This window comes from Phytoactinopolyspora mesophila (genome assembly GCF_010122465.1).
GTDB lineage: Bacteria > Actinomycetota > Actinomycetes > Jiangellales > Jiangellaceae > Phytoactinopolyspora > Phytoactinopolyspora mesophila.
On record NZ_WLZY01000001.1, the window covers coordinates 894,153 to 919,400 of the forward strand.

A 25,248-nucleotide genomic window follows, 5' to 3' on the forward strand; every position below is an offset into this window, starting at 1 on the left:
CTGCCGGTCGTTAGCCGGAGCGCAAGGGGTCAAGGGTGGCACTTGCGCCATCGCGGGGCGACGCCAAGATGGTTCGCCCCGTCGTCGCCCAACGCGACTGTGCCCATCTGCCCTGGCTAACGATCTTGACGCCCTTGACGCCTGGAGTTGAGGTCAAAGAATGGCTGCGATGAGGGGGACGCCGTTCGGCGACGTGTCCGCGTAACCTGAGTTGGTGTCGGCCAGCTCGTGCGCGCGCCCGGCGCGAGGCCGTGCGTGCTGAGGCGCGCTTTGCGCGCCGCCTTTCTTCTGAGATTCGGGACGAACGATGGAGAAGTAAGGCCGACATGCAAGGCGTGTTGGCAGGCACTCCGCAGGCGGACTGCACCGGGCCTGCCGGTAACAGTGAGCTCCAGGTCGAGGTGGCGCGCGCGAACGAGGATGAGCTCGACGCAAAGGCGTTCTTGCAGGCGACGGAGCTGCCACATGGCCTGTTTCCGCTGCTTGGATCGGTTCTTGGGGTGAGCGCGAGGCAGAGCGGCACCGTCCGCGCTGCAAAACCGACTCCACCCGAAGGCAAAGATCGCCGCCTCTTCGCCGTCCAGGACACCCGCGGATGGGTTGCCTTGCGGGTCGTAGCGGTAGAACGAGTCGCCGGTGACATCGTCCACGGCGGTGAGCAACGGCAGCGCGGCGTTGATATCCCAACTCAGCTTGCGGGTGATGCCCATCCCCGACCGGAATGTCTTGACCGCAACCCGGTTGCCCTGTGCGTCGTAGGTGATCTCGTCCAAGCCGATCGCGGCTGTGTGGTTCAGCCGCTTGCGGTCCGCGGCCAGCAGCGCGCCGCCGAGACGGTGACCGCGTCATTGATGGTGTGCCAGTCACAGTCGAGTTCGCCCGGCCACCTCCGACACGGTCCGGCCGGTGCCGACTTGCACGGTCGCCCATTTCGCTGCCCGCGTGGTGAGCAGGCAGTGCTTCGCCGCGATCCGGTGATCAGCAAGCACCCAACTCTTCCTCGCGCAGCCAGGGTTAGCGCAGCGCATCCGGTGTTTGTGCCATCCCAGCCGCATCGGCATGCCATACACCGGAAGATCGACATAGCTCACCAGCGGGCGTTCCTTCACCCGGCCGGACCGTCACAGCCCGGACACCGTGGATCGGACACGACCTGCTCAACGACCAGCTCGACCTGCGGGCCGCGTCGCTCGTAACGCAACACACGGAGGTCCTTCAAACCCACCAACACTTGCAGGATCTCGCTAGGCTCGGACACGACGAAGGTGCTTTTTGATTGTTGGCTCACACCTCAAGCTGAAGCACCTTCGTCACCCACCCCGAGCGCCTCGCCGCAAGGCCAAACACCCCGCTGAAGTCCGAAGAGCCGTGATGATCTCACTGACCCAGTCATGTGTATTTCGAGCGATGCTGCGATGTCGACGCCCGAGTAAGTAGTCAAGGAATCGGAGTACGAGATACCCCTGAGCCGCCCGGACTTGCTGATCGGAGAACGGCCCCGAACACTTAGGAACGCGAATGTGGTCAAGATCGCGTGCTCCCATTTGCTCCCACTTCGCACGAACGGCCCGCCGATAGCGATGATCGACAGGCCGTCTAGCTGGGGAAATACGGGTGGGCGATACTGGGATCGAACCAGTGACCTCTTCGGTGTGAACGAAGCGCTCTCCCGCTGAGCTAATCGCCCGGGCGCGAACAGAACCATACCTCACCCGCGGCCCGGAATCGAACTGCGGTCCGGAGCCAGCCGTGATGTGCGCCACAGTAATGAGATCGTGACCTTTATCGCGTCAGAACTGGCTTAGTTGGCCGTCTTATCGGGCATGGAACGCACTATGGTCTCGTACCCGATGACCCTGCAGCTGCTCACCACCCCGACCGGGGCGCGACCGCTGCCTGCAGAGTTTCACTACTACCCCAACGACCCGCTGGCGGTGACGATCCTCTTCGACAGCAGGTCGGAGGCACCGGTGCGCTGGGTCTTCGCCCGCGAGCTGCTCAGCGATGGCCTCGACCGTCAAGCCGGTCTCGGCGACGTCTCGATCTGCCCGGTGGAGGACGAGCACGGCTTGCCGTCCATCCAGATCCAGCTGAGTTCGCCCGACGGCGACGCCTTCATCGTCGCGCCGGCTGAAGAGGTCGAAGAATTCCTGGCCCGGACGTGGCGGGCGGTGCCGCCAGGCACCGAAAGCTCGCGTCTCAACATCGACCTGGCGCTGGATGCCTTACTGAACGGTGCGTGAGTGAAGTGTCACGGTTTCCGCGCTATTTTCGACCAGCTGTTGTGCAACGGTGCGCAAGCGGTCTAACGTCGGCCAACCCCGTATCCGTCTCCATGAGGTAGGCCGTGACTTTCAGCCACGACGTACAGTTCTCGCTCGGCATCGTCGTTGACTTGGTCAACACTGCGCCAGAAAGCTCTGGCCAGGAGCTTTTGCCCGATGTGGATTCGCTGCGGGCCTTCGTGGCCGACCACAAGATCAGTGATGTCAACACCCTCACCCAGACCGACGCACTCAACGTTCGGGCGTTACGGCCGAAGCTTCGCGAGGTCTTCCTCGCCGAGCACACGTCCGACGCCGCCGCCCTGGTCAACGATCTGCTCGCCGCAGCGAGGCTCTGTCCCCGGCTGACCGACCACGACGGCTACGACTGGCACATCCATTACTTCGCGCCTGGCGCGGCGCTGGCCGAACACCTGCTCACCGATGGCGGTATGGCCCTGGCATTCGTCGTCGTCGCAGGAGAACAGGAACGCCTGCGCGTCTGCGCGGCACCTGACTGCGGACGGGTCCTTGTCGATTTCTCCCGCAACCGGTCCAAGCGCTACTGCGACAGCCGAACCTGCGGGAACCGGCTGCACGTCGCCGCCTATCGGGAACGACGCCGCGCAGCCAGCTGACGCGCTGATACAGCGCTAGGGCTCGCTGGTCTCCGCGCTGCGACGCGCGAACTCCTCGGCGGCCTTCGCGGTCACCGGCCCCGGAGCCGGCAGCTCGCGCCGGGTGCCATCGACATCGATCACGGCTTCGACCGCCTGGATGTCGCGCACGGATGAGGTGAGAAAGATCTCGTCCACCTCATCCAGTACGGCGAGGTCCATGTCCGTCTCTTCGGCCTCGGTCCATTCGAGAACCAGCGCGCGAGTGATCCCGGCCAGGCAGCCCGTCGCCAGCGACGGCGTGAGCAGCCTGCCGTCAACGACGACGAACACATTGCTGCCGGTGCCTTCACACAACCGGTCTTGAGTGTCGGCCACCAGCGCTTCGGTGGCGCCGAGCTGATGTGCACGCGCCAGTGCGATGACGTTCTCGGCGTACGACGTGCTCTTCAGCCCGGCCGTGGCGCCACGCTCGTTGCGCCGCCACGGCACCACCGCGACGGTGGTGGTCGGCTCATACGGCTCGACGGCCGTGCAAGCGACAATCAGCGTCGGAGCATCGTCCTCACCACGGCCCGAGCCCAACGGCGCCACACCACCGGTGTAGGTGATCCGGATCCGGCCCAGCGGCGGGCTGCCGAACTGCTCCAGCACCTCGGCACAAGCCTCACGAACCTGGTCCCGGTCCGGCGCGGGCAGCCCGAGGCCCACGGCCGAGCGCTCCAGCCGCTCGAAATGTCTCTCCATGGCGAACGGGACGCCGTCGACCACCTTGGCGGTCTCGAACACGCCGTCCCCGACGGTCAGGCCATGGTCGAGCGCACTGACCGTCGCCTCGGAAGCAGGACTCAGTTTTCCATTCACCCAAATCAGCACGAGGCCAAGCCTACGAGACGTTCCGCTTTGAGTTCGGTCTCGGCCCATTCCCGTTCGGCGTTGGATCCCCAGGTGATCCCGGCGCCGGTTCCGAACCGCAGCACCGCGTCGTCGGCCCAGAACGTCCGGATGCCGACGGCCAGCTCACCCTCCCCCGTGTCGGCGTCCACCCAGCCGACGGCGCCGCAGTACGGTCCGCGCGGCACTGGTTCCAGTTCGGCGATGGCCTGCAGCGCGCTCGATTTGGGGGCGCCCGTCACCGAGCCCGGCGGGAACGTCGCCTCCAGCAGCTCGGGCCAGCCGGCGCCGTCGAGCAAATCGCCGGTCACAGTGGAAACGAGGTGGACCAGGCCAGGGTGTTTCTCGACCGACAACAGCCCTTCGACGGCGATGGTGCCGGTGCGGCTCACTCGCGACAGGTCGTTGCGGACCAGGTCGACGATCATGATGTTTTCGGCTTCGTCTTTCGCGGTGAGGTCGTCCACGGTGCGCCCAGTGCCCTTGATCGGCGACGACCACACCTTGCCGCCGCGACGGCGCAGGAACAACTCCGGCGACGCGGTCACCACCTGCATTCCCGGAACCTGGATGAGGCCACCGAACGGAGCGTCGTGCCGCTCCGCCAGCCGCGCTGCGAGCGGCAGCAGGCCGTCGGCCCCATGCTCCGGGAGCGGCGCCTGCATGACCCGGCAGACATTCACCTGGTAGACGGTGCCCGCCGCGATCCGCTCACGGACGTCCTCGACTGCTCCGATGTATCCGTCTCGGTCCAGTGACGTGGCCCAAGCGTCGCGGCGCGGGCCGCGCCAGGTACCGCCGAGGTTGTGTGGCAGGAACGCCTGTTCCCACCTGTCGAACCGAGCGCACGTGACGTCGCCCTCGAAGGTCACGACGACGGCCCAGCGTCCAGACCCATCCAGGACAGCGGGGTCGTCTGCGATCTCCACGAGCTCGGTCGCCAGCATCCCACCCAGATGGGCCACTGGCCGCGCCGTCAACGAACCACCGTTCACGCTTTGCGACGCTACACCGGGACGCCCCGCATCGTCGTCGGTCAAATGCCGCATCGGGCGCGGCGCTGAATCCCGCGAGCCGCCCTGCCTGGTCAGAGCGATCTCGACACCCCGCTAGCCAACCTGTTTGGTACCCGTGGCCTTGATGCGTTAATGTTCTACCGCACCCCGGTTCACCGGCCAAGGGCCTGAAGATCGGGTGAGCATGCGGACGTGGCGCAGTGGTAGCGCATCACCTTGCCAAGGTGAGGGTCGCGGGTTCGAATCCCGTCGTCCGCTCGGAGCGAGGCCACAGTTGGCCTCACCTCGGTGGAGTGGCCGAGAGGCGAGGCAACGGCCTGCAAAGCCGTCTACACGGGTTCAAATCCCGTCTCCACCTCGCTGTGTTTCAGCAGCCGACACACCGGTGCGGGCGATTAGCTCAGTGGGAGAGCGCTACCTTGACACGGTAGAGGTCACTGGTTCAATCCCAGTATCGCCCACCACCCGATCCACGCAGGTCAGTGCCATCATGGACTGGCCTGTTCGTGGTTTTGGGGCCGATAAGGTGGTGGATGTGTCTACCCCTGAAGGTGAACGAGCCGGAGGCGTCGAGGTTGACCACCGAAGAGACGGAATTCCCACCATCGATGGGCAAAGTAGCCCCTCGGGAGTTGGCGGCACACGGCATCACCCGGTTCGCGCAGCTGGCTGACTGGTCGGAACGTGAACTTCTCGCGATCCATGGCGTCGGCCCGAAAGCCATCCGCATCCTGCGTGAGGAGTTGAGCTCGAGAGGCCTGAGCTTCCGAGATGAGTGAGGGTCAGCCATCCGAAAGCGTCGTCCCCAACGAGTGGGAGCGCTACCGTGTCGAGCTGACCGGCTACTGCTATCGGATGCTCGGCTCGCCGTTCGACGCCGAGGACGCTGTCCAGGAGACCTTCCTGCGCGCGTGGCGCAGCCTCTCCACGTTCGATGAGTCACGCTCGTCGCCGCGTACCTGGCTCTACAGGATCGCCACGAACCTGTGTCTCGACATGCTGAAGAGCGCGACCCGTCGGCGTGAACTCGCGGTGGACATGGGACCTGCCTTTCCGCTCGGACCGGACCTCGGCACACCGCTGCCGGAGGACTCATGGGTCCTTCCGATCACCGATACGCTCGCACTCCCCCGCACAGCAGACCCGCTTGGACAAACGATGCTGCGCGAGTCGATCAGATTGGCGTTCGTCGCGGCACTTCAACTGCTCCCGCCGCGCCAGCGTGCCGTGCTGATCCTCCGCGACGTCCTGAGCTATGCGGCCAGCGAGGTGGCCGGCATCCTCGAGACAACCACCGCCTCCGTCAACAGCGCCCTTCAGCGTGCGCGGGCGACCCTTGCGGACAGCCAACCGGGTTCTGCCCGCCTCGACCCGGCGTCGGAGGACTTGCTCACCCGCTACTGCGAGGCGTTCGAGAACGACGACATCGACGCTCTGGTCGCCCTCCTCCACGAAGACGGCACCACCTCGATGCCCCCGTACCCGTGGTGGCTGCGTGGTCGCGCCGCTATCGAAGCGGCGTTGCGAGCCGCGGGCAATCCCTGCGCGGGATCGCGCCTGGTGCCGGTTCGGGCGAACGGAACCACCGCTGTCGCCCAGTACTCACCGGACGGTGAAGGTCACCTGCGCCCGTTCGGGCTCACCGTCATCGAGTGGCTCGACGGAAAGGCCTTTGCGCAGACGACGTTCTTGGTGGAGGCGCCGAGGTTGTTCCGGATGTTCGGGCTGACCGATGAGTTCCATGGCGCTGCCTCGTATACCTCAACATGAGCGATTACATCCGTATTGGTGAAGTCAATCTTTGGTACGACGAGAAGGGCGCCGGATCACCCGTCGTCCTGATGCACGGCGGCTTCAGCGACTCCCGCGACTTCGCCGGCAATCTGGACACCCTTTCATCGCGTCACCGGCTGCTGCTTCCTGAACGCAGGGGGCACGGACACACCGCTGACGTTGCGGGCCCGATCACGATCGAGAACATGGCAGCGGACATGACCGGCTTTGTCGAGCGGGTCGTCGGCGGGCCGGCCGCGCTAGTCGGCTACAGCGCCGGAGCCAGCGTGGCGCTGTGGTTCGCTACGCAGCGGCCCGATCTTGTCTCGGACCTCGTGCTGATCAGCGGCGCCTTCGATCCGGCCGGTCTCATCATGCGACCGGACGCCGAAGGCGAATGGCCCCCGCAGGTGGTTGCCGCCTACGCAGAGGTGTCGCCGGACGGCGGGGATCATTTCCCTGTCATCGCGCGCAAAATCGCCGACTCGGTCGATCAGGGTTCCCCGCTCACGGCCGACGACCTTGGTCGCGTTGGCTGCCCGGCATTGGTCGTCGCGGCCGATGACGACATCGTGACCTTGGAGCACACCGTCGAGCTGTATCGGGCGCTTCCCGACGGCTATCTCGCGATCGTCCCCGGCTCATCGCACCTGCTGCTGCACGAGCATCCCGACCATTGCACACAGCTCATCGGCGCTTTCCTCGCCGGACATCGAGGACCACGTCTGATGCCCATGGCCCGCGGTGGCGCGCCCGCTGCCTGGGATGACGACGGCCGTCCGCTCGACTGACAACGCAGCGTAGCGGCCCCGCTCCTCGGCGGGGCCGTCGGCTGGGTCGCTGGCGCTCCTCCCCTCGACCGGCATCTGGTGTGTCATCTTCATGCGTCGGTGTTTACAGATGTCATACACTGGTGGGGTGGCCGACGACGCCTACAACTTCACCGACCAGACATACGAGTACCTGGCCAAAGCCGGGATGGCGCCGCTCGCGGTAACGGACGTGCTGCACGGTTCGCCCACAGTGCGTCGTCACATTGGTTCGTCCCTGCAGATAGCTGGCCAGGACCGCACAGGTGTCTGGCTCGTGGTGGCACTAGTCGAAGGCGCCAACGACGACGAGTACACGGTGACCGGCGCCCGGTACCTCGATGACAGCGAGCTCGAGATCATCACTCGCCTCATCGGCAAGGAGGAGCGATGAACAGGTTCGACAAAGCCAACGCGGAACTGGAAGACCGCAGCTGGTCCACCGCCGAGGTTCATAAACGCCCGCCGAAGGCCAGCGTGGTCCACTCGGTTCGCATGCCGCGAGATTTGACCGAGCGGCTGCTCGTGGAGGCTCAGCGACGAGGCGTCACGCCCAGCGAGGTCATCCGCGACCTCGTCGATGCGGGGTTGTCCTCCGCCGAACGCTCGCCAACCGTCCGCCTGGTTGACGTGCACCGCGCGATCGACTCGCTCACGCAGAAGACCGCCTGACGTACGACTACGCCGCCGGGCCGGGCGCCCCTACCGCCAGTCCTCCGGGAGTTCCATCGCCACGAGAAGCATCTCGGCATCCTCGATATGTGACGACGAGCGCTGACGAGTCTGACCGACTGCATAGAGCCGCCCGTCCTCGACGGCGACCTTGGTCACGTGCGCCATCGCCGTCGCCGCCTGGCCATCATGAACCACGACGGCCACATCGCCGTAGTGACTACGGTCGTGGTCATGTTCGAGCGAGCCATCGGCCCGCGGACTGCGGCCGATTTTGGCGGCGAGCTCCTCCGCTCCGTCGCTGAAGTCACCTGACCACTCAAACGCGTCGACGGCTACCGGCTGATCGCTGAGCGCGCTGTCTACACCTACGAAGACGTCCCCCGAGGTGTCCATATCCGCATACGCCCACGCACCACCGAACTCCTGGGCGTCACGGTCATCAGCGAACGGCCCGTCCGGATGCCCGCGCTCCCCGGCGCCGACGACCCCAGCCACCGAGCCGTCGTTATCCACGTGCAGGATTCCTTCGGAACTACCCAGATATAGCCCGGACTCGCCCGCCGCGAGCGCGCCTCCGCCTCCCGTGCGCCGCAGCGGCAAATCGACCGCCGCCATGCCATCCGGCGGTGACTCCTGCCAGGCCATCAGCTCTTGACCGCGATGGTCGGTCTCCGACGCCCCGGCCACGTGCTCGACGTGGCCGTCGACGAGACGGTTGACCCGGACCAGCGCAGGCTCCCCACCGTCCGGGCCCGTTCCGAGGAAACTCTCCGCCCAGATCAGGAATCCCTCGGCATCGACGGCGAGACCCTGGATCGTGGCATCGACGACGAGCGCATCCGAATTCTCGGCCGCGCTGGTGCCAGCGCTGACGATGATGGGTTCGAGTGGGTCCGTGTCGAGGCGACGGATCTCGCTCTCGGAGGCGGCGTACACCTGCCCTTCCGGCCCGGCGGCCAGATACTGGGCCGAGGAGAAATCCAGCGGCATGTGTGACACGGATCCGTCGGCAGCGGCCGTCACGAGGCGTTTGTCTCCGTGCTCGTCGCTGGCCAGCAGATATACCGTGCCGTCGGCGACAACCAGGTCTGCGGCGTATCCCGGGAGGCTGACCTCGTCCCGAGTCGCACCCTGCGGATCGTCGCCTCCACCGGCCACCAGTTCCAGCTCGGGCGTGTCATCACCGAAGAGGCCACATCCGGCCAGCATCGCGGGCAAGGTGATCGCGATGATCGCAAGCGCCCGTGGGCCCAACCGTCGATTCATGGTGGCAAAGTCTCGCATATACGGTTGACAGCTGGTCATCACCTGTTCAAGGCTCCGCGGCATCCCGCTCGGTTCGGCTCAGATCGCCTCCACCGCGGCGGCTACCTACAGCAATTGATGCTCGTCATAGGGGCGGGCAATGAGCTGGAGACCGAACATCCGCCACGGCCGGGGCGCAGGGTGTCCAGATGCTCGTCGAGGTCATGAACGGCGAGACCCCGCAGAGCATCCGGCTGAAGCCCGAGCTCAGAATTCGCGAATCCAGCATCGGTACCCGGCCGCCACACGGCTGACCCTGCTCGGGCGACCCGTTGGACTCCGCGACCTCGTTACCGACACCCCCGGGCCTGTTCTCACCACCACAGATGCCATGATCGTCCGGTAGGTACCCGATGCCATTCACAGGACGAGGCCAGGAGGAACGGACCTATGAGCGCGGAGACCACCACAGCCGCGACGCTGATCGAGCAAATCCGCGCCGAACTGGCTCCCATCGAGGAGCAGCTCGCCGGTCATGGCTTCGTGACGGCGCTGGCCGCAGGCGACGTTCCCAGCTCCGCCCTCGAGCAATTCGCCGGCGAGCAGCATTGGATCATCTCCAGCGACCGCCGCAGTTTCGCGCACCTGGCCGCACGCTACGCCGACGAGCCGGGCGGGGACCTCTTCCTCACCCTGGCCCAGGGTGAGGGCGTCGCGCTGGGCCACCTGCGCGATTTCGCCCGCTGGTTGCGGATCGATCCGGACGTGCTGACCAGCACCGCGCCAACCCCTGGCGCGCACGCCTACACCGCCTATGTCTCTTGGCTGGCACTCAACGGCTCCGCCACCGACGTCGCCGCGGCGTTCCTGGCGAACCTGGCCGCCTGGGGTACCAACTGCGGCCGGGCGGCCCAGGCGCTGCGCTCTAACTACGGAGCCGACGACGACGCCGTGGCCTTTTTCGACTTCTTCGCCACCCCCGCGCCGGGCTTCGAAGACCAGGCGCTGGCCGTGATCGACCACGGACTGCGCCGCGGTGACTCACCGTCGCGTGCGCTCTCGGCCGCCCGGCTGCTCCAGGCTTACGAGCTGATGTTCTGGGACGCTATGTCGGCCGCAGCGGCGGAGGCGTGACGTGCCTGACCTCGTCACGCTCGCCAATATCCGGGCCGCACAAGAACGCCTCGCCGGTGTCGCGGTTCACACGCCCCTGCTGCCGTGTATCTGGGCGCCCGGTGATGGCGATCTGCTGCTCAAACCGGAGTCACTGCAACCGATCGGCGCTTTCAAGATTCGCGGCGCGTACAACAAGATCGCCGCGCTGACGGCGCAGGAGCGCGAGCGCGGTCTCGTCGCCAGTTCCAGCGGCAACCACGCGCAGGCTGTCGCCTACGCCGCCCGGTTGTTCGGCGCCCGGGCCACCATCGTCATTCCGGATGCCGCGCCGCAACACAAGGTCGCTGCCACGAAGGCGCTCGGCGCCGACGTCGTCCTCGTGCCGCCCGCGGAGCGCGACGTCGCCGCCCGTCAGCTGGTCAAGGAACACGGCCAGATTCTCGTTCCGCCCTACGACGATCCCGAGATCATCGCTGGGCAGGGCACCGTCGGGGCGGAGATCGCTGACGACATCGCAGCGGCCGGCCTGCCGGCAGCGGATCTGGTTCTGGTACCGGTCAGCGGCGGCGGGCTTATCTCGGGGGTGGCCACCGCGATCAAGTCGCTGAGCCCGTCGACCCGCGTCGTCGGCGTCGAGCCCGAACTGGCCGGCGACGCAGCCGAAAGCTTCGCCGGCGGCCAGCGGGTCGAATGGACCCCGGAACAGACGTACCGGACCATCGCCGACGGGCTGCGCACCACGTCGGTGGGTGTACACCCGTGGGAGCACATCCAGGCCCACGTCGACGACATCATCACCGTGAGTGAGGACCAGATCCGGGCGGCTATGCAGGTTCTCGCCGTGCGTGCGAACGTCGTCGCTGAGCCGAGCGGAGCGGCCGCAACCGCTGCGTACATGTTCGCGCGCGAGCAGTTGCCGCCCGCGGCTACGACGGTAGCGGTGGTCAGCGGCGGCAACGTGGACCCAGCTCTGCTCGCCGATGTGCTCGGCCAGCACTACTAGCGGGTGTAGGCGTCAGCCAGCTCGGACAGCACCTGCGAGCAGCCGGCGTCGACCTTCAAGGTGGCGAAATCGTCGCCTCGGGTCCAGCCCCGGTTGAGGATCACCACAGGCTGGCCCGACTTCGCGGCGTGGCGCACGAAACGCAGCCCGGACATCACACTCAGCGAAGAGCCCGCTACCAGCAGCGCGGTGGCTTCGTCGACCAGGTCGAAGGCTTCCAGCACCCGATTCTTGGGGACGTTCTCGCCGAAGTACACGATGTCGGGTTTGAGGACTCCGCCGCAGAACTCGCAGTCGGCCATGCGGAAATGCTCAGTTGAGGCGACGACGGCGTCCGCGTCGGGCGCGATCTCGACGTCGTCAACGCCATCGGTGAAGTGTGGATTGAGCCTGGCCAGGCGTTCGGCGAGGTGCGCGCGGCTGATCACGGTGCGGCAGGACAAGCAGATAACACGGTCGAAGCGGCCGTGCAGGTCGATGACACGGCGACTTCCGGCGGCGTCGTGCAGGGTGTCGACGTTCTGGGTGATGACACCGGCGACGACGCCATCGCCCTCCATCCGCGCCAGCGACAGGTGACCTGGGTTTGGGCGGACGTCGGCCATATGCCGCCAGCCCACGTGGTTGCGGGCCCAATAGTGTCGGCGGAACCGGATGTCACCGACGAACTGCTGATACGTCATCGGCTTGCGGGGCGGCGAATCCGGGCCGCGGTAGTCCGGGATCCCCGAGTCGGTGGAGATCCCGGCGCCGGTCAACACCGTGACGGGACCGTCACCGAGGATGGCCCGGACGCGTTCGACGATGGCGACGTCGCCTTCCGCCCCAAGCACATTCCTCACCCTTCGTAGGATATCCGCCGCCCGCCACCCCGTGATCGACAGTGCGTTGTGGTCGTTATCCGCCCACTCTCCGCCCGTAATGTCGCGTTTGTGGAACCACAACGCACTGTCGATCACGGGTGAGGGGGTGGGTGCGAGTTAGCGGCCCTTTCCGCTACGGAGCCGGTAATAACCCCGCAGCGCCTTCTCGCGACGTTTCCACTCCGCGCGCTCTTGCTGGCGCAATCGCACATCGGCTCGCCGGGCCTGGTATGCCGCTTCGCGACCAAGCTTGTACCAGCGGGCGAGCCGGCCCGCGTCCAGCTCACCGGTCTCCACCGCGGCGCGCACCGCGCAGTCCGGCTCGGTGTTGTGTGCGCAGTCGGCGAATCGGCACTGCTCGACCAGCTCTTCGATGTCGGGGAACGCGTCAGCGATCGCATCTTCGTTGGCGACCAGCCCCACGGCCCGGATACCCGGAGTGTCGATCACCACACCGCCGCCCGGCAGCATGATCAGCTCCCGGTGTGTGGTGGTGTGCCGGCCCTTGCCGTCGCTGGCCCGCACCTCCCCCGTCGGCATGACTTCGGCGCCGGCCAGCGCGTTCACCAGCGTCGACTTGCCCGCGCCGGACGGGCCGACGAACGTCATGGTGCGGTTGTCGCCCAACCAGTTGCGCACGTCATCCAGTCCCTCGGCGTCGGGGGCGCTGACGGCGAGCACATCCACCCCGAGCGCCACAGCGGCGACGTCGTCCCGCAGTACCTCGGGCGCGGGCACGAGGTCGGCCTTGGTCAGCACTACGAGCGGGGTCGCGCCGCTGGCCCAGGCCAGTACCAGCAGCCGTTCGATCCGGCCGAGATCGGGTTCAGGGTCCAGATGTTCCACGATGACGACGACGTCGACGTTCGCCGCCACCACCTGGGCATGTGACGTCCGGTCGGCACCGTCACGGACCATCGCCGTGTGACGCGGCAAAATCGCGTCAATGGTGATCCGCCCGTCTGGCCAGTATCTGAGCGCTACCCAGTCGCCGACGGCCGGATGCCAGGATCGGTCGGCAGCGGCCGCGGCGAGAATGTCGCCACCGTACGTGGCCTGTATCTGGCCCTCGTCGGTGATGACTTCGGCGCCGCCGCGTTCGACGCGCGAGACCCGCGCCAGGTGGTGCGAGCCGGCGTACGGAGCGAAGGCGTGCGCTATCTCGGCGGACCAGCCGAGATCGGCCAACCGGCCGTCACCCGGGGTATCCGGCGCGAGGCTGCGGGAGGTGCTCTGTTCTTCGCCAGGGTGGTAGGAGGAGAGGTGAGAACGTTCGTGTGCCTTGGACATGGTGAGACCTTCGAAACGGCGAGGCGCTCACCGCGCTAGCGGAGCTGATGCCACTCAGCGTCGGCGGATCCTCGAGGTGAATGGATTCCGGGCACGGGTACGCACAGTCATGATCATTCACCTCCTCACTCTGGAATCACACGATCGAGTCTTCGAACGCGCGACTCACGCTATCGGCCCAGGCGCAGCCTCGCCACCGAATTCTTCCGCGCCCCCTCACCTGGCGCACCGATTTCGGCAGCAGAAATCCGCTCACGATCACCGGGATGGGCGCGGGTCAGGTGGATTCGAGGACGAACCAGATCCCCACGGCCGGCTCGATACCATCGTTGCGGTAGCCGTGCGGGATGCTCGAGCTGAAGGAGACGGCGTCGCCGGGACCAAGTTGGTACTCGTCGAAGCCAAGCGTGAGGACCAGTTCGCCGCTGACGACATACCCGTACTCCACGCCGGAATGGCGCATCAAACGCCCATTACCGGCAGACGTACTGCCAGGCTGGTACGTGATCCGGAGGAAGTCGATGTGTGCCCCCGGCACCTGGCCGAGCCGCTCCCACGTGACACCGGAGTCCAGGGTCAGGATCTCCCGTTCGCCCGGCTGCACCACCGGCCCCACCTCACGCTCCCGGTCCGGGCCGAGCACGCGTTGCCCGCTGGAGACGGCCGGACCGCCGTGTTGTCCCGCGAGTGCGGCCAGGACATCAGGCAGCCCGGTTTCCACCGAGACGCCGGCGGGGTCCGCGCCCTCGCTGCCCAGCGCGCGTTCAGGCCGGTCGAACAGGTCCTCGATAGAGATGCCGAGTGTGTTGGTGATCGCGTAGAGCGTGCTCACCGACGGACGGCTCTTGCCGGTCTCGATCTGGGACACCAAACTCGGCGAAACCCCAATCTCCCTGGCCAGTGCGCGTGCGCTGATACCCACACGCTGGCGTTCGGCGCGCAGCCGGCTGCCGATCTCGAGCGCCGATTGACGTGGCACCTGCAGAACCTCCATCAAGTGACCAGTATGGGTGAACACTTTACGCCTTCCCGACCACGGACTGCGGCAGAAACCCCCGAATCTTCCCATTGACGCCGCTATTCTCCATGTTCAATGATGGATAGCATTACTGAACATCGGGCTTAACATCTGCCCTGAGATGAGGTGCCGGCCAATGGCCATCCGGACCTTCGGCCCCAATGCGGTTGACTGGGAAGAGCGAGTCGATCTCGACCGCATGCGACGTGACCGCCTCGCGCGGCTGAACATCCACCTCGATGCCTCCGACCTCGGCGCCGTGCTGTCGTTCGACTTCTCCAACATCCGGTACATGACGGCCACCCATATCGGCACCTGGGCGATGGACAAGCTCATCCGGTTCGCCCTCCTCCCCCGGTCCGCGCAGCCTTACGTCTGGGACTTCGGGTCGGCGGCCAAACACCACCAGCTGTACAACCCGTGGCTGGACGGCGAGCAACGAGCCCGCGCCGGCATCTCCACACTTCGGGGTGCGTTCCATCCCGACGCCGGGATTGCCGCCGACGTCGCCGCCAAGGTCGCCACCGTGCTCCGCGAACATGGCTTGGACAAAGAACCACTGGGTGTCGACGTCGTCGAGATGCCGATCCTCGAAGCGCTGCGGGCCGAAGGCCTGGACGTCGTCGATGGTCAGCAGGTGTTCCTGGAGGCACGCCGGATCAAGACCACGGACGAAATCAGTCTGCTCACCCAGGCCTGCTCGATGGTCGACGCCGCGTACGAGCGCCTCTACGAGTTCCTTCGGCCCGGCGTCAAAGAGAACGAGTGCGTCGGCCTGGTCAGCAAGGTCCTGTACGACCTCGGCAGCGAATACGTCGAAGGGGTCAACGCCATCTCCGGCGAGCGGTGCTCACCACACCCGCACGTCTACAGCGACCGGCTGATCCGCCCCGGCGACCCCGCGTTCTTCGACATCCTGCACAGCCACCTCGGCTACCGCACCTGCTATTACCGGACGTTCGCCGTCGGAAGCGCCTCGGCGGCCCAGCGCGACGCCTACACCCGCTGCCGCGAGTACATGGACGCAAGCATCTCCCTGGTCAAACCGGGCGCAACCACCGCGGACATCGTGTCCGTCTGGCCGCGCGCGGAAGAGTTCGGGTTCCCGGACGAGACAGCCGCCTTCGCCCTGCAGTACGGCCACGGCGTGGGTCTATCGATCTGGGAGAAGCCGATCTTCAGCCGGCTGGTCTCCCTCGATCATCCCGAGACCCTGGAACAAGGCATGGTGTTCGCGCTGGAGACGTACTGGCCGGCCGCCGACGGCTGGTCCGCCGCACGCATCGAGGAAGAGGTGGTGGTCACGGCGGACGGCTGCGAGGTCATCACCAAGTTCCCGGCCGAAGAGCTGCTGGTCGCCGGGCGCAAGTACTGGACCGTCGGCGGCGAGCTCAGCACGGTCCGCGAATCGCAGTCGCACCTCAACACCGCCACGGCAAACATCTCACCGGCCGGCGACGGCGACGGGGAGCCACAATGACGGGGACGAGCACCCAGCAGGCCGGCCAGCTCGATGCCGCTGCCCTCCTCTCGCTCTACGAGCAGATGAGCGTCATCCGGCGAACCGAGAAGGCCGCCCACGATCTGTTTATGTCCGGCCTGGTCAAGGGGACGACGCATCTCGCAGCGGGTCACGAGGCCGTCGCGGTCGGCGCCAGCGCGGCGCTACGGCCCGATGACTACGTCTTCGCCACCTACCGCGGCCACCACCATGCCATCGCCCGCGGTGCGACGCCGGAAGAATGCCTCGCCGAACTGATGAGCAAGGCCACCGGGCTGTGCCGTGGCAAGGGCGGTTCGATGCACCTGACCAAAGTGGACACCGGCATGCTGGGCTCGTACGCGATCGTTGGCTCACACCTGCCGATGGCCGCGGGTGCGGCGTGGTCGGCCCAGGTGCGCGGCACCGGACAGGTCGCGGTGGCGTTCTTCGGCGACGGAGCCACCAACATCGGCGCGTTCCACGAGGCGCTCAACCTGGCGGCGGTGTGGCAACTGCCGGTGCTGTTCATCTGCGAGAACAACTTCTACATGGAATACACCCCGATCAGCTCCGTCACGCCCGTAGCCAACCCGGCGGCGGACCGCGCCCCCGGCTACGGAATACCGGGCGAGGTCATCGACGGCAACGACGTGCTGACGGTCCACGACGCCGTCGCCCGCGCGGCGGAACGCGCCCGGGCGGGCGACGGCCCCACCGTGATCGAAGCGCAGACCTACCGGCACTACGGTCATAGCCGCACCGATCCGGCGAAGTACCGCCCGGACGGCGAGCTCGAGCAGTGGCTCGAACGCGATCCTCTGACGGTCGCCCACCGTCATCTGACGCAACTCGGAATTGCCGGAGATGAGCTCGCGCAGGCGGACAGCCGCGCCGAGCAGGTGGTCGCCAACGCCGTCGACGCCGCCAAGAACGCACCCGACGCCGATCCCGCCGAGGCGTTCACCGACGTCTGGGCCGATGGAGGCAGCACATGGCGGACGTGATCACCTATCGCGACGCCGTCGCCGAGGGCATCGCCAGGGAGATGCGGCGCGACCCCAGCGTCGTCTGTCTCGGCGAGGACATCGGCGCGGCCGGCGGCGTCTTCAAGACCACGGTGGGGCTGTACGACGAGTTCGGGCCGGACCGGATCCGGGACACGCCTATCTCCGAGCAGGCCATCGTCGGCGCTGCCATGGGTGCGGCCATGACCGGCATCCGGCCGGTCGCCGAAATCATGTTCAGCGACTTCCTGGCCTGTTGCTGGGACTATCTGGCCAACGAAATCCCGAAGGTGCGGTACATGACCGGCGGGCAGGTCACCGTCCCCTTGGTGATCCGCACCGCCAACGGCGGCGGGCTGGGCTTCGGCGCGCAGCACTCGCAGGCGGTGGAGAATTGGGCGCTCACCGTGCCCGGGCTGAAGATCGCGGCGCCCTCGAACCCGGCGGACGTCGTCGGGCTGATGGCCGCGGCGATCCGCAGCGACGACCCCGTCGTCTTCTTCGAGCACAAAGGCCTCTTCGCGAGCAAGGGCACCCCGGCGCCGCCTGAGCACGTGGTGGAGCTGGGTCAGGCCGGCATCGTCCGCGAGGGCAGCGACGTCACCGTCGTCGCACTCGCCTCCACCGTGCCCACCGCGCTCGCCGCGGCCGAGCGCCTGGCACCGGAGGACATCTCCGCCGAGGTCATCGACCTGCGCTGCCTGATACCCCTCGACGTGCGGACCGTGCTCACGTCCCTGCAACACACCTCCCGCCTCGTCATCGTCGAAGAGAACCCGTACCAGGGCGGCTGGGGCGCCACCCTCGCCTCCCTCGTCGCCGACGAGGGGTTCGACCTTCTCGACGCACCCATCAAACGGATCGCCAGTGCCTGCGTGCCGCTTCCCTTTGCCGACGCGCTCGAGGAGCGAGTGATCCCCACCACCGACTCCGTCACCGACCAGATCAGAAGGCTGATGGCCTACTGACCACCAGCGACACAGAGATCCCCTAAGTCAACGACGACTCAACTCGAGGGAGACGACGAGATGACGCACCGGATGCTTCTGCGTGGGGGCCATGTGCTCACCATGGACCCACAGGTCGCAGACCTGCCGCAAGGAGACGTCCTCATCGAGGACGACAAGATCGCCGCCATCGACCACCACATCGACGCCGACGCGGAGATCATCGACGCCGCCGGGCACATCGTCATTCCCGGCTTCGTCGACACCCACCGGCACACCTGGGAGTCCGCGATCCGGGGCTGTGCGCCGAACGCGACGCTGGACGACTATTTCGTCGAGGTGCTCGACACGTTCGCGCCGCTGTACCGGTCCGACGACGTGTACGCGAGCAACCTCGCCGGCGCGCTGGAATGCCTCAACGCGGGTGTGACGACGCTGGTGGACTGGTCACACATCAACAACAGTCCCGAGCACCCCGACGCCGCGATCACCGCGCTTCAGGAGTCCGGCATCCGCGCGCAGTACGCGTACGGCTCGGCCAACACGTCGCTGGCCAAGTACTGGTTCAACAGCGCCGAAGTGATACCGGCCGACGACGTCCGCCGGGTCCGGGAAACCTATTTCGCAGGCGACGACGGGCTGCTCACCCTCGCTCTGGCCACGCGGGGCCCCGGGTTCTGCCAGGACGACGTCGTCACCGCCGAGTGGCAGATGGCCCGCGACCTCGGCATCCCCATCACCGTGCACGTGGCGATGGGCCGGCTGGCCGGGCGGTTCGCGATGGTGGAACAACTGGACCGGCTCGGCCTGCTCGGACCGGACACCACCTACATCCACTCCTGTTACTTCAGCGACCACGAGTGGCAGCGCGTCGCCGACACCGGCGGCACCATCTCGATCGCGGCCCAGGTGGAGCTGCAGATGGGCCACGGCTGGCCACCGGTCAACAAGTCCTATCAGTTCGGGCTGCGGCCCAGCCTGTCGGTGGACGTTGTCACCACTGTTCCGGGTGACATGTTCACCCAGATGCGGGCTGCGTTCGGCGGCGAGCGGGCCCGGGTCAACGCCTCCTGCTGGGAGGCGAACACCGCCGTTCCGGACACCATGCTGACCGCCCGGCAGATGCTGGAAATGGCGACGATCAACGGCGCACACGTCGCCGGGCTGGAAGACCGCACCGGCTCGCTGACGCCGGGCAAACAGGCCGACGTCGTGGTGATCGACGGGCGGTCCATCAACGTGGCACCGATCATCGACCCGGTGGCGGCCGTCGTCCTCTGCGCCGACGTCAGCAATGTCTCGACGGTGATTGTCGACGGCGCAATCCGCAAACGCGACGGCAAACTCACCGGCCACGTCGGGCGCGCCCGCGACCTCGTCGAATCGTCGCGCGACTACCTGGTCGGAGCGGCCGCGAAAGAAAAGGCGGTCGCATGACCGAGCGGCACCTCGTACGGCGCGCAGCGCAGGCGTCCTTCACGTCACAGCCGGGATGGGCAGCCGCGGCCACCGGCTATCGGCGCTGGACCGTCGTCGGTGAAGACGCCGGCGCCGTGCACACCGGGTTCGGGATCTGCGAACTCGAACCCGGCGGCGCCCTGCCGGCCCACGTGCACTCGTTCGAGGAGAGTTTCCACGTCCTGGACGGCGCGGCCGTCGTCGACACTTCGGAGGGCGCGTATCGCGTCGGCGCCGGGGACTACGGCCTGATCCCCATCGGGGTGCCGCATGCGTGGCGCACCGAAGGCGACGCCCCCGTCCGCTGGGCCGAGATGCAGGGTCCGCAGCCGCGGGCGCGCCTGGACGACGACACCTTCCTGGTGCCGCCGCTGCCCGAACACGACCCCATCCCGGTGGACGTCCGTGACCCGCGTGTTCGCAGCCTCGGCAACATCACCCCGGCGCACATGGATCCGACCCGACAGAGCCAGAGCATGCTGGCCGTCTCAGCCAGCATGCGTACCGCGCTCCTCGTCTACAGCGGGATCACCGTCAAGATGATGGTCGACAGCGACCTCGGCGCCCAGTTGACCTCGATGTTCATGGTCCAGTACGAACCCGACGGGCTCGCCGGGGCACATGATCACCCGTTCGAGGAGACTTACCTGATCCTCGAGGGCACCGTCGAGGCGAGCTTCGACGGCGAACGCCACGTCCTGCAAGCCGGCGACGTCGCCTGGGCCGGCGTCGGGTGCGTGCACTCGTTCACCAATGTGGGCGACGGGCGGGTGCGCTGGCTGGAGACTCAGGCGCCGCAGCCGCCCGCCCGGTACTCGTACCGGTTCGCCCGGGACTGGGACTACCTGCGCGAGCGGCTCGCGGAGACGGCGGAAGGGAAGGCGACATGACACAGCCACGACACGTGCTGGTGGTAGGCGGGACGTCCGGGATCGGCCTGGAGGTGGCCCGTTTCTTCGCCGGCGAAGGCGATGACGTGGTCCTGACCGGGCGGGATGCCGAGCGCGCCGAGTCTGCGGCGAAGGACCTGAACGGCACCGCGCGGGGCATCGCGCTGGAGCTGACCGATGTGGACGCGATCGCCTCCGCCCTGACCGGCCTGGAGCGCGTCGACCACCTGGTGCTCGCTGCCGTCGACCGGGATCACAACACGGTGGCGGACTACAACACCGCCGCGGCACGCAGTCTGGCGACGCTCAAGCTGGTCGGCTACACCGAGGTGGTGCACGCCCTGCTCCCCCGGATGAACGACGACGCGTCCATCGTCGTCTTCGGCGGGCTGGCCAAGGACCGGCCCTACCCCGGGTCCACGACCGTGTCCACGGTGAACGGCGGGGTGATCGGCATGGTGCACACCATGGCGAGCGAACTCGCGCCCATCCGGACCAACGCCATCCACCCGGGAATCGTCGGCGACAGCCCGTTCTGGACCGGCAAGCCGGCCGAGGTCCTCGAAGGTTTCCGGTCCCGCACGCCCACCGGGCGGCTGGCGTCGATGGCCGACGTGGTCGACGCGGTGGTGTTCCTCCTGCGCAACCCGTCGGTCAATGGCGTGAACCTGCCGGTCGACGGCGGCTGGTTGCTCCGATGAGCGGCACAGCCAGCTCTGCGGAGCGCTCTGCCCTGCGGGTCGCAGTGGTCGGAACCGGGCGGATGGGAGCGGCGATGGCCGTGCGGCTCGGCGAGACGGGCAGCGACGTCGTCGCCCTCTACAACAGAACGCGCGCAAAAGCCGACGCTGTCGCCGCGCGTACGGGTTTCCCGGTGGCCGGCACCGCTCGGGAGGCCGTCGCTCAGGCCGACGTCGTCCTTGTCTCCCTGGGCGACGACGACGCCGTGTTGCGCACATACGAGGGCGACGATGGCCTCGCGGCCGGGCTGAAGCCTGGAACGGTGGTGGTGGAGACCAGCACGGTGGACCCGGCAACCGCCGCGACCGTCCGCGCGATGGTCGAGCCGAGGGGCGCGGCGCTGCTGGATGCTCCGGTGTCGGGGAGCGTCCCGCTGGTGGAGAAGGGTGAGCTGACGTTTATGGCCGGTGGCGACCCAGCGGCCCTGGAGGATGCCCGGCCGGTCCTCGAGCTACTGGCGAAAGCCGTGTTCCACGTCGGCACCGCCGGTACGGGCGCGGCGATGAAACTGGCGGTCAACGCCGTCATACTCGGCCTCAACCAGGTTCTGTCCGAGGCGCTGGTGCTCGCGGAGACTGCCGGCATCGACCGGAGTACCGCGTACGACGTGTTCACCTCCAGTGCCGTGGCAGCTCCGTTCGTCCACTACAAGCGGGCCGCCTTCGAGCACCCCGACAAGACCCCCGTCGCGTTCAGCCTGGAGCTCGTCCGCAAGGACCTCAGCCTGATCACCGGACTCGCCGAACAGCTCGGCGTCGCCATGGATCAGACCGCGGTGAATCACCGGGTCGCCGAAGCGGCCGTTGACGCCGGGCTTGGTGACGCGGATATGAGCGCTTTGGCGGCATTCATCGCTCAGCGGACAACGGACGCCGGCTGAGCGGCGGACCTCCCTCGGGGCACGTTCCCATTACCCCGTGTGATCCTCTCCGTGCGCCTTGTGCCGATAATGGTTACCAACTATAATCGAACACATGTCCGAACAGGTGGCGGTAGACGAGGTAGCCGGCATGGTTGACCGGCTGATCGAGCTGTCATCCGTGGTCGGCGACGACGCGGCCGGTATCGACATGATCGCCGCGGCTGAGCGGCTGAAAGCCGCCGCAGCGGCGTTCCAGCTGGAGAAGATCACCCAGTTCGCCCGCTCGCAGGCCGAGGCGAAGACGGCCATGGGGTTCGAGGCCCGCCACGCCATGCGCGGCGTCCCCGAACAGATCGGACTGGCCACCAAGGTGTCACCGTCGGCGGCAGCGCGGCAGCTGACCCGGGCGCGCGCGCTGACCGAACACCTCCCAGACACGTTCGCTCTGCTGCGCCGCGGCGAGGTATCCGAGCTGGTGGCCACCCACGTGGTCAACGAAACCTCCCACCTCGCCGCCGATGACCGACGCGGCGTCGACCGGGAGCTCGCCGCCCAGCTGCCCACCCTGGGGCCCCGGCGGGCCCAGGGCCTCGCCCGCACACTCGCCATCGCCGCCGACCCCGCCGGCGCCGCAGCCCGCGCCAGCCACGCCCGCAAAGACCGCCGGGTCAGCGTACGCCCAGCACCAGACACCATGACGACGTTCTCCGCACTTCTGCCCTGCGAACAGGGCGTCGCTGCCTATGCCGCCCTGCGCCGCCACGCGGACACCCTCGTCGCAGCCGGCGACGCGCGCTCCCGTCAGCAGATCATGGCCGACACCCTTGTCGAACGCGTCACCGGCCAAGCCACCGCCGACGCCGTCACCGCCGAGATCGGCCTGGTCATGACCGACGCTTCACTGCTCTTCGGCGACAATGAACCAGCCCAGGTCACCGACTACGGGCCCATCCCCGCCGAAACCGCCCGCACCTTGCTCGAACAAGCACGTGTATTCCTGCGCCGGCTGTTCACCGACCCCGCCACCGGGATCGTCACCGACTGTGACCCGCGCCGACGCCGCTTCGACGGCACACTCGCACGCCTGCTCATCTACCGCGACGGCCGATGCCGCGACCCGTTCTGCGACGCACCGATCCGACACATCGACCACATCCAGCCCCACGCCGCCGGCGGTCCCACCACACCGGTAAACGGACGCGGCACCTGCGAACGCGGCAACCACACCCGGCAACTACCCGGCTGGACCATTCGCCTCATCGATCCCAGCCGGTACATCGTCGAGACCATCACACCCACCGGTCACCGCTACCAATCAAGACCGCCATCAGCACCCGGCGCCCAGCACCGGCAACACCTGAGGGCAGAAGCCGCGGGTAGCCGTGCTGCTTGAGTGGCATGCACGTCATAACGGACGGGCCCCAATGAGTCGCACCGCTTTCGCGCCCAGACCGCAGCCCGCACTCAGGGTGCTCGCCACATCTGCGCCGCGGGTCCATGCGTCGAGCACACCCGCGGCGAAGGCATCGCCGGCTCCGGTGGCGTCCACCACCGGCACCGGTATGCCGTGCTCCCGGCGTCCCCCGGCGTCGTCGGCCCACACCGCTCCCCCGGAACCCAGTTTGAGGACCACCGCACCACCTGTCGACCGCGCCAGATCCCCTGCCTGGTGCTCCGGGTCACCCGGACTCGTGAGCACGGACGCCTCCATCGCGTTGGCGAATAGGAGGTCGACGCCGCGTACCCAGATCAGGAAGTCACTTGCCACTAGTCGCAACGGCGCGGCCGACGCCGCGTCGACACTTGTGGTCAGGCCGCCCGCCCTGCCCAGTTCAAGTGCCCGGAGTCCGGACGCCCGGCAGGCCGGATCGAACAGCGTGTAGCCCGACACGTGTACGTGTGTCGCTCCCGCGGCCACCGCCGACTCGAGTCGCGCGGTGTCCAGCAGCAGGTTGGCACCGCGGTCGCTGATCATGGTGCGTTCCTCGCCGTGCGCGAGGACGATGACGCTACCGGTACCCACGCCGCTGTGTACGTCCACTGACGTCAGCACACCGGCCGCCTCCAGCTCGGCCAGCCGGTCGCGGCCGGGTTGGTCGTCGCCCACGCTGCCCACCAGCGTCACTGTCGCCCCGAGAGAGGCCAGCCACGCGGCGGTGTTGGCCGCCTGCCCGCCGCCGGTGAACCGGATGGACGCCGGGGTGTCGGAGCCGTACGCGAGCTCGGTGTCGAGCACCGCCAGGACATCGGTGACGATGTCGCCGACGACGACGATCACCGACGCTGCTCGCGGGACGCGGCGACGGCGATCTGGGCGGCGAGGGCGGCGTTGGCCAGGATGATGCGCACATTGGTGGCCAGGCTGGCGCCTTCGGTGGCCGTGTGGAAATGCTCCAGGAGCACCGGTGTGACGTCCTTGCCGGTGATGTGGTCGCGCTCGATGATGTTCAGCCCCTCAGCCAGCACGCGATCATGCAGGTCGCGGTCCAGCTGCTGGTCTTCCGGGAGCGGGTTGGCGACGACGAGCGCCGCCGGGCTGACCCCGAACGCCATGTGGGAACGCCAGGCGTCGGCGATCTGCTCCGGCGAGTCCAGCTTCCAGTCCACCTCGAACCCGCTATCGGTGACGAAGAAGCCCGGGAAGCGCGTGGTCCGGTAGCCGACGACGCCCACCCCCAAAGTCTCCAGCCGCTCCAGCGTCGCGCCAACATCCAGGATCGACTTGACCCCGGCGCACACAACGACGATCGGTGCGCCGGCCAGCGTCGTCAGATCGGCGGACTCGTCGAAGGTCTGCGCCGCCTCCCGGTGCACGCCGCCCAGACCGCCCGTGGCGAAGACGCTGATACCGGCCGCGGCCGCGACTGCGCTGGTACTGGCCACCGTCGTCGCCCCGTCGACGCCTCGGGCCGCCGCCACCGCCAGGTCGCGGATCGAGAGCTTCACGACGTCGTCGCTGGTCGCCAGCGTGGTCAAGGCGTCGTCATCCAGGCCCACACATAAGCGGCCGGCCACCATGCCGATGGTGGCCGGAACCGCTCCGTTGTCGCGGACCGTCTGCTCGATCTCGCGCGCGACGCGCAGGTTATCCGGGCGAGGCAGGCCGTGGGAGATGATGGTGCTTTCCAGCGCCACGACCGGCGCGCCCGCGTTCAGGGCGGAGCGGACCTCGTCGCTGGTGTCAAAGTTCGAATCAGGCACAACCCGGACGCTACCCTGCCTGCGTCCCCGCATCGGTGATCGTGAGCACATTACAGCCCCCAACCGCATCGTTATGCCC

The 25,248-nt window shown here is 67.5% G+C and carries 27 protein-coding genes and 4 tRNA genes; 20 read left to right on the forward strand and 11 right to left on the reverse strand.

Features of this window, described 5'->3' with window-relative positions; translation table 11 throughout:
* Positions 1–116: 116 nt before the first annotated feature.
* The 3 genes from F7O44_RS04000 to F7O44_RS04010 form a co-directional block, all read right to left on the reverse strand.
* Complete coding sequence (locus F7O44_RS04000; protein WP_162448848.1) at positions 117–773, reverse strand: hypothetical protein; 657 nt, start codon at positions 771–773, stop codon at positions 117–119.
* Positions 774–863: 90 nt separating this feature from the next.
* On the reverse strand, positions 864–1,109 hold the full coding sequence (locus tag F7O44_RS04005; protein ID WP_162448849.1) for a hypothetical protein: 246 nt from the start codon (positions 1,107–1,109) through the stop codon (positions 864–866).
* A 506-nt stretch (positions 1,110–1,615) separates the two neighbouring features.
* A tRNA-Val gene (locus F7O44_RS04010) sits at positions 1,616–1,687 on the reverse strand.
* A gap of 136 nt (positions 1,688–1,823) precedes the next feature.
* Here F7O44_RS04010 and F7O44_RS04015 point away from each other — a divergent pair.
* Both F7O44_RS04015 and F7O44_RS04020 read left to right on the forward strand, forming a co-directional pair.
* Positions 1,824–2,243 carry an SsgA family sporulation/cell division regulator gene (locus tag F7O44_RS04015; protein WP_162448850.1) on the forward strand — a complete coding sequence of 140 codons (420 nt, stop codon included), beginning with the start codon at positions 1,824–1,826 and terminating at the stop codon, positions 2,241–2,243.
* A 104-nt stretch (positions 2,244–2,347) separates the two neighbouring features.
* Positions 2,348–2,902, forward strand: coding sequence for a CGNR zinc finger domain-containing protein (locus tag F7O44_RS04020; RefSeq protein WP_162448851.1), 555 nt, complete (start codon positions 2,348–2,350; stop codon positions 2,900–2,902).
* A gap of 15 nt (positions 2,903–2,917) precedes the next feature.
* Here F7O44_RS04020 and F7O44_RS04025 read toward each other — a convergent pair whose 3' ends face one another.
* Both F7O44_RS04025 and F7O44_RS04030 read right to left on the reverse strand, forming a co-directional pair.
* The gene (locus tag F7O44_RS04025; protein WP_162448852.1) at positions 2,918–3,757 is read right to left on the reverse strand and encodes an aminotransferase class IV; all 840 of its coding nucleotides are present in this window, start codon (positions 3,755–3,757) and stop codon (positions 2,918–2,920) included.
* On the reverse strand, positions 3,751–4,770 hold the full coding sequence (locus F7O44_RS04030; protein ID WP_222851031.1) for a chorismate-binding protein: 1,020 nt from the start codon (positions 4,768–4,770) through the stop codon (positions 3,751–3,753). The genes F7O44_RS04025 and F7O44_RS04030 overlap by 7 nt, the downstream gene beginning before the upstream one ends.
* A 207-nt stretch (positions 4,771–4,977) precedes the next feature.
* Here F7O44_RS04030 and F7O44_RS04035 point away from each other — a divergent pair.
* From F7O44_RS04035 to F7O44_RS04070, 8 genes are all read left to right on the forward strand, one after another.
* A tRNA-Gly gene (locus F7O44_RS04035) sits at positions 4,978–5,049 on the forward strand.
* A gap of 29 nt (positions 5,050–5,078) precedes the next feature.
* A tRNA-Cys gene (locus F7O44_RS04040) sits at positions 5,079–5,149 on the forward strand.
* Positions 5,150–5,180: 31 nt separating this feature from the next.
* Positions 5,181–5,255 (forward strand) — tRNA-Val (locus F7O44_RS04045).
* 69 nt (positions 5,256–5,324) lie between these two features.
* Positions 5,325–5,570 carry a helix-hairpin-helix domain-containing protein gene (locus F7O44_RS04050; protein ID WP_162448854.1) on the forward strand — a complete coding sequence of 82 codons (246 nt, stop codon included), beginning with the start codon at positions 5,325–5,327 and terminating at the stop codon, positions 5,568–5,570.
* Complete coding sequence (locus F7O44_RS04055) at positions 5,563–6,561, forward strand: RNA polymerase subunit sigma-70 (protein ID WP_162448855.1); 999 nt, start codon at positions 5,563–5,565, stop codon at positions 6,559–6,561. The genes F7O44_RS04050 and F7O44_RS04055 overlap by 8 nt, the downstream gene beginning before the upstream one ends.
* A complete protein-coding gene (locus F7O44_RS04060; RefSeq protein ID WP_162448856.1) occupies positions 6,558–7,355 on the forward strand; it encodes an alpha/beta fold hydrolase in 798 nt (265 codons plus the stop codon). The genes F7O44_RS04055 and F7O44_RS04060 overlap by 4 nt, the downstream gene beginning before the upstream one ends.
* A gap of 127 nt (positions 7,356–7,482) precedes the next feature.
* Positions 7,483–7,767 carry a hypothetical protein gene (locus tag F7O44_RS04065; RefSeq protein WP_162448857.1) on the forward strand — a complete coding sequence of 95 codons (285 nt, stop codon included), beginning with the start codon at positions 7,483–7,485 and terminating at the stop codon, positions 7,765–7,767.
* Entirely contained in the window at positions 7,764–8,045 is a 282-nt protein-coding gene (locus tag F7O44_RS04070; protein ID WP_162448858.1) for a ribbon-helix-helix protein, CopG family, read from the forward strand. Before F7O44_RS04065 ends, F7O44_RS04070 begins: the two co-directional genes overlap by 4 nt.
* A gap of 30 nt (positions 8,046–8,075) precedes the next feature.
* Here F7O44_RS04070 and F7O44_RS04075 read toward each other — a convergent pair whose 3' ends face one another.
* Positions 8,076–9,314: a hypothetical protein gene (locus F7O44_RS04075; RefSeq protein WP_162448859.1), complete on the reverse strand. Its 1,239-nt coding sequence runs from the start codon at positions 9,312–9,314 to the stop codon at positions 8,076–8,078.
* Between the two features lie 429 nt (positions 9,315–9,743).
* Here F7O44_RS04075 and F7O44_RS04080 point away from each other — a divergent pair, with 429 nt between their 5' ends.
* Complete coding sequence (locus tag F7O44_RS04080) at positions 9,744–10,427, forward strand: thiaminase II/PqqC family protein (protein WP_162448860.1); 684 nt, start codon at positions 9,744–9,746, stop codon at positions 10,425–10,427.
* Between the two features lies 1 nt (position 10,428).
* Positions 10,429–11,412 (forward strand): pyridoxal-phosphate dependent enzyme, encoded by a 984-nt coding sequence (locus tag F7O44_RS04085; protein WP_162448861.1) that lies wholly within the window; start codon positions 10,429–10,431, stop codon positions 11,410–11,412.
* On the opposite strand, the gene F7O44_RS04090 is transcribed toward F7O44_RS04085, so the two are convergent.
* From F7O44_RS04090 to F7O44_RS04100, 3 genes are all read right to left on the reverse strand, one after another.
* Positions 11,409–12,254: an NAD-dependent protein deacetylase gene (locus F7O44_RS04090; RefSeq protein ID WP_222851032.1), complete on the reverse strand. Its 846-nt coding sequence runs from the start codon at positions 12,252–12,254 to the stop codon at positions 11,409–11,411. The genes F7O44_RS04085 and F7O44_RS04090 overlap by 4 nt on opposite strands.
* A gap of 138 nt (positions 12,255–12,392) precedes the next feature.
* Entirely contained in the window at positions 12,393–13,565 is a 1,173-nt protein-coding gene (rsgA, locus tag F7O44_RS04095) for a ribosome small subunit-dependent GTPase A (RefSeq protein WP_162448862.1), read from the reverse strand.
* 277 nt (positions 13,566–13,842) lie between these two features.
* Entirely contained in the window at positions 13,843–14,544 is a 702-nt protein-coding gene (locus F7O44_RS04100; protein ID WP_222851033.1) for a helix-turn-helix domain-containing protein, read from the reverse strand.
* Positions 14,545–14,719: 175 nt separating this feature from the next.
* On the opposite strand from F7O44_RS04100, the gene F7O44_RS04105 reads away from it, so the two are divergent.
* The 8 genes from F7O44_RS04105 to F7O44_RS04140 all read left to right on the forward strand — a co-directional run bounded on the left by F7O44_RS04105 (position 14,720) and on the right by F7O44_RS04140 (position 23,361).
* Positions 14,720–16,063, forward strand: a complete 1,344-nt coding sequence (locus F7O44_RS04105; protein ID WP_162448863.1) for a M24 family metallopeptidase — start codon at positions 14,720–14,722, stop codon at positions 16,061–16,063.
* Positions 16,060–17,070 carry a thiamine pyrophosphate-dependent dehydrogenase E1 component subunit alpha gene (locus F7O44_RS04110; protein ID WP_162448864.1) on the forward strand — a complete coding sequence of 337 codons (1,011 nt, stop codon included), beginning with the start codon at positions 16,060–16,062 and terminating at the stop codon, positions 17,068–17,070. The genes F7O44_RS04105 and F7O44_RS04110 overlap by 4 nt, the downstream gene beginning before the upstream one ends.
* A complete protein-coding gene (locus tag F7O44_RS04115; RefSeq protein ID WP_162448865.1) occupies positions 17,058–18,038 on the forward strand; it encodes an alpha-ketoacid dehydrogenase subunit beta in 981 nt (326 codons plus the stop codon). The genes F7O44_RS04110 and F7O44_RS04115 overlap by 13 nt, the downstream gene beginning before the upstream one ends.
* A 60-nt stretch (positions 18,039–18,098) precedes the next feature.
* On the forward strand, positions 18,099–19,454 hold the full coding sequence (locus F7O44_RS04120; RefSeq protein ID WP_162448866.1) for an amidohydrolase family protein: 1,356 nt from the start codon (positions 18,099–18,101) through the stop codon (positions 19,452–19,454).
* Complete coding sequence (locus F7O44_RS04125) at positions 19,451–20,365, forward strand: cupin domain-containing protein (RefSeq protein ID WP_162448867.1); 915 nt, start codon at positions 19,451–19,453, stop codon at positions 20,363–20,365. The genes F7O44_RS04120 and F7O44_RS04125 overlap by 4 nt, the downstream gene beginning before the upstream one ends.
* Positions 20,362–21,066, forward strand: a complete 705-nt coding sequence (locus F7O44_RS04130; protein ID WP_162448868.1) for an SDR family NAD(P)-dependent oxidoreductase — start codon at positions 20,362–20,364, stop codon at positions 21,064–21,066. Before F7O44_RS04125 ends, F7O44_RS04130 begins: the two co-directional genes overlap by 4 nt.
* Entirely contained in the window at positions 21,063–21,986 is a 924-nt protein-coding gene (locus tag F7O44_RS04135; RefSeq protein ID WP_162448869.1) for an NAD(P)-dependent oxidoreductase, read from the forward strand. Before F7O44_RS04130 ends, F7O44_RS04135 begins: the two co-directional genes overlap by 4 nt.
* Positions 21,987–22,080: 94 nt before the next feature.
* Positions 22,081–23,361 carry an HNH endonuclease gene (locus tag F7O44_RS04140; RefSeq protein ID WP_162448870.1) on the forward strand — a complete coding sequence of 427 codons (1,281 nt, stop codon included), beginning with the start codon at positions 22,081–22,083 and terminating at the stop codon, positions 23,359–23,361.
* 12 nt (positions 23,362–23,373) lie between these two features.
* Here F7O44_RS04140 and F7O44_RS04145 read toward each other — a convergent pair whose 3' ends face one another.
* Both F7O44_RS04145 and F7O44_RS04150 read right to left on the reverse strand, forming a co-directional pair.
* On the reverse strand, positions 23,374–24,246 hold the full coding sequence (locus F7O44_RS04145; RefSeq protein WP_162448871.1) for a PfkB family carbohydrate kinase: 873 nt from the start codon (positions 24,244–24,246) through the stop codon (positions 23,374–23,376).
* The gene (locus F7O44_RS04150; RefSeq protein WP_162448872.1) at positions 24,243–25,202 is read right to left on the reverse strand and encodes a pseudouridine-5'-phosphate glycosidase; all 960 of its coding nucleotides are present in this window, start codon (positions 25,200–25,202) and stop codon (positions 24,243–24,245) included. The genes F7O44_RS04145 and F7O44_RS04150 overlap by 4 nt, the downstream gene beginning before the upstream one ends.
* Positions 25,203–25,248: the final 46 nt, after the last annotated feature.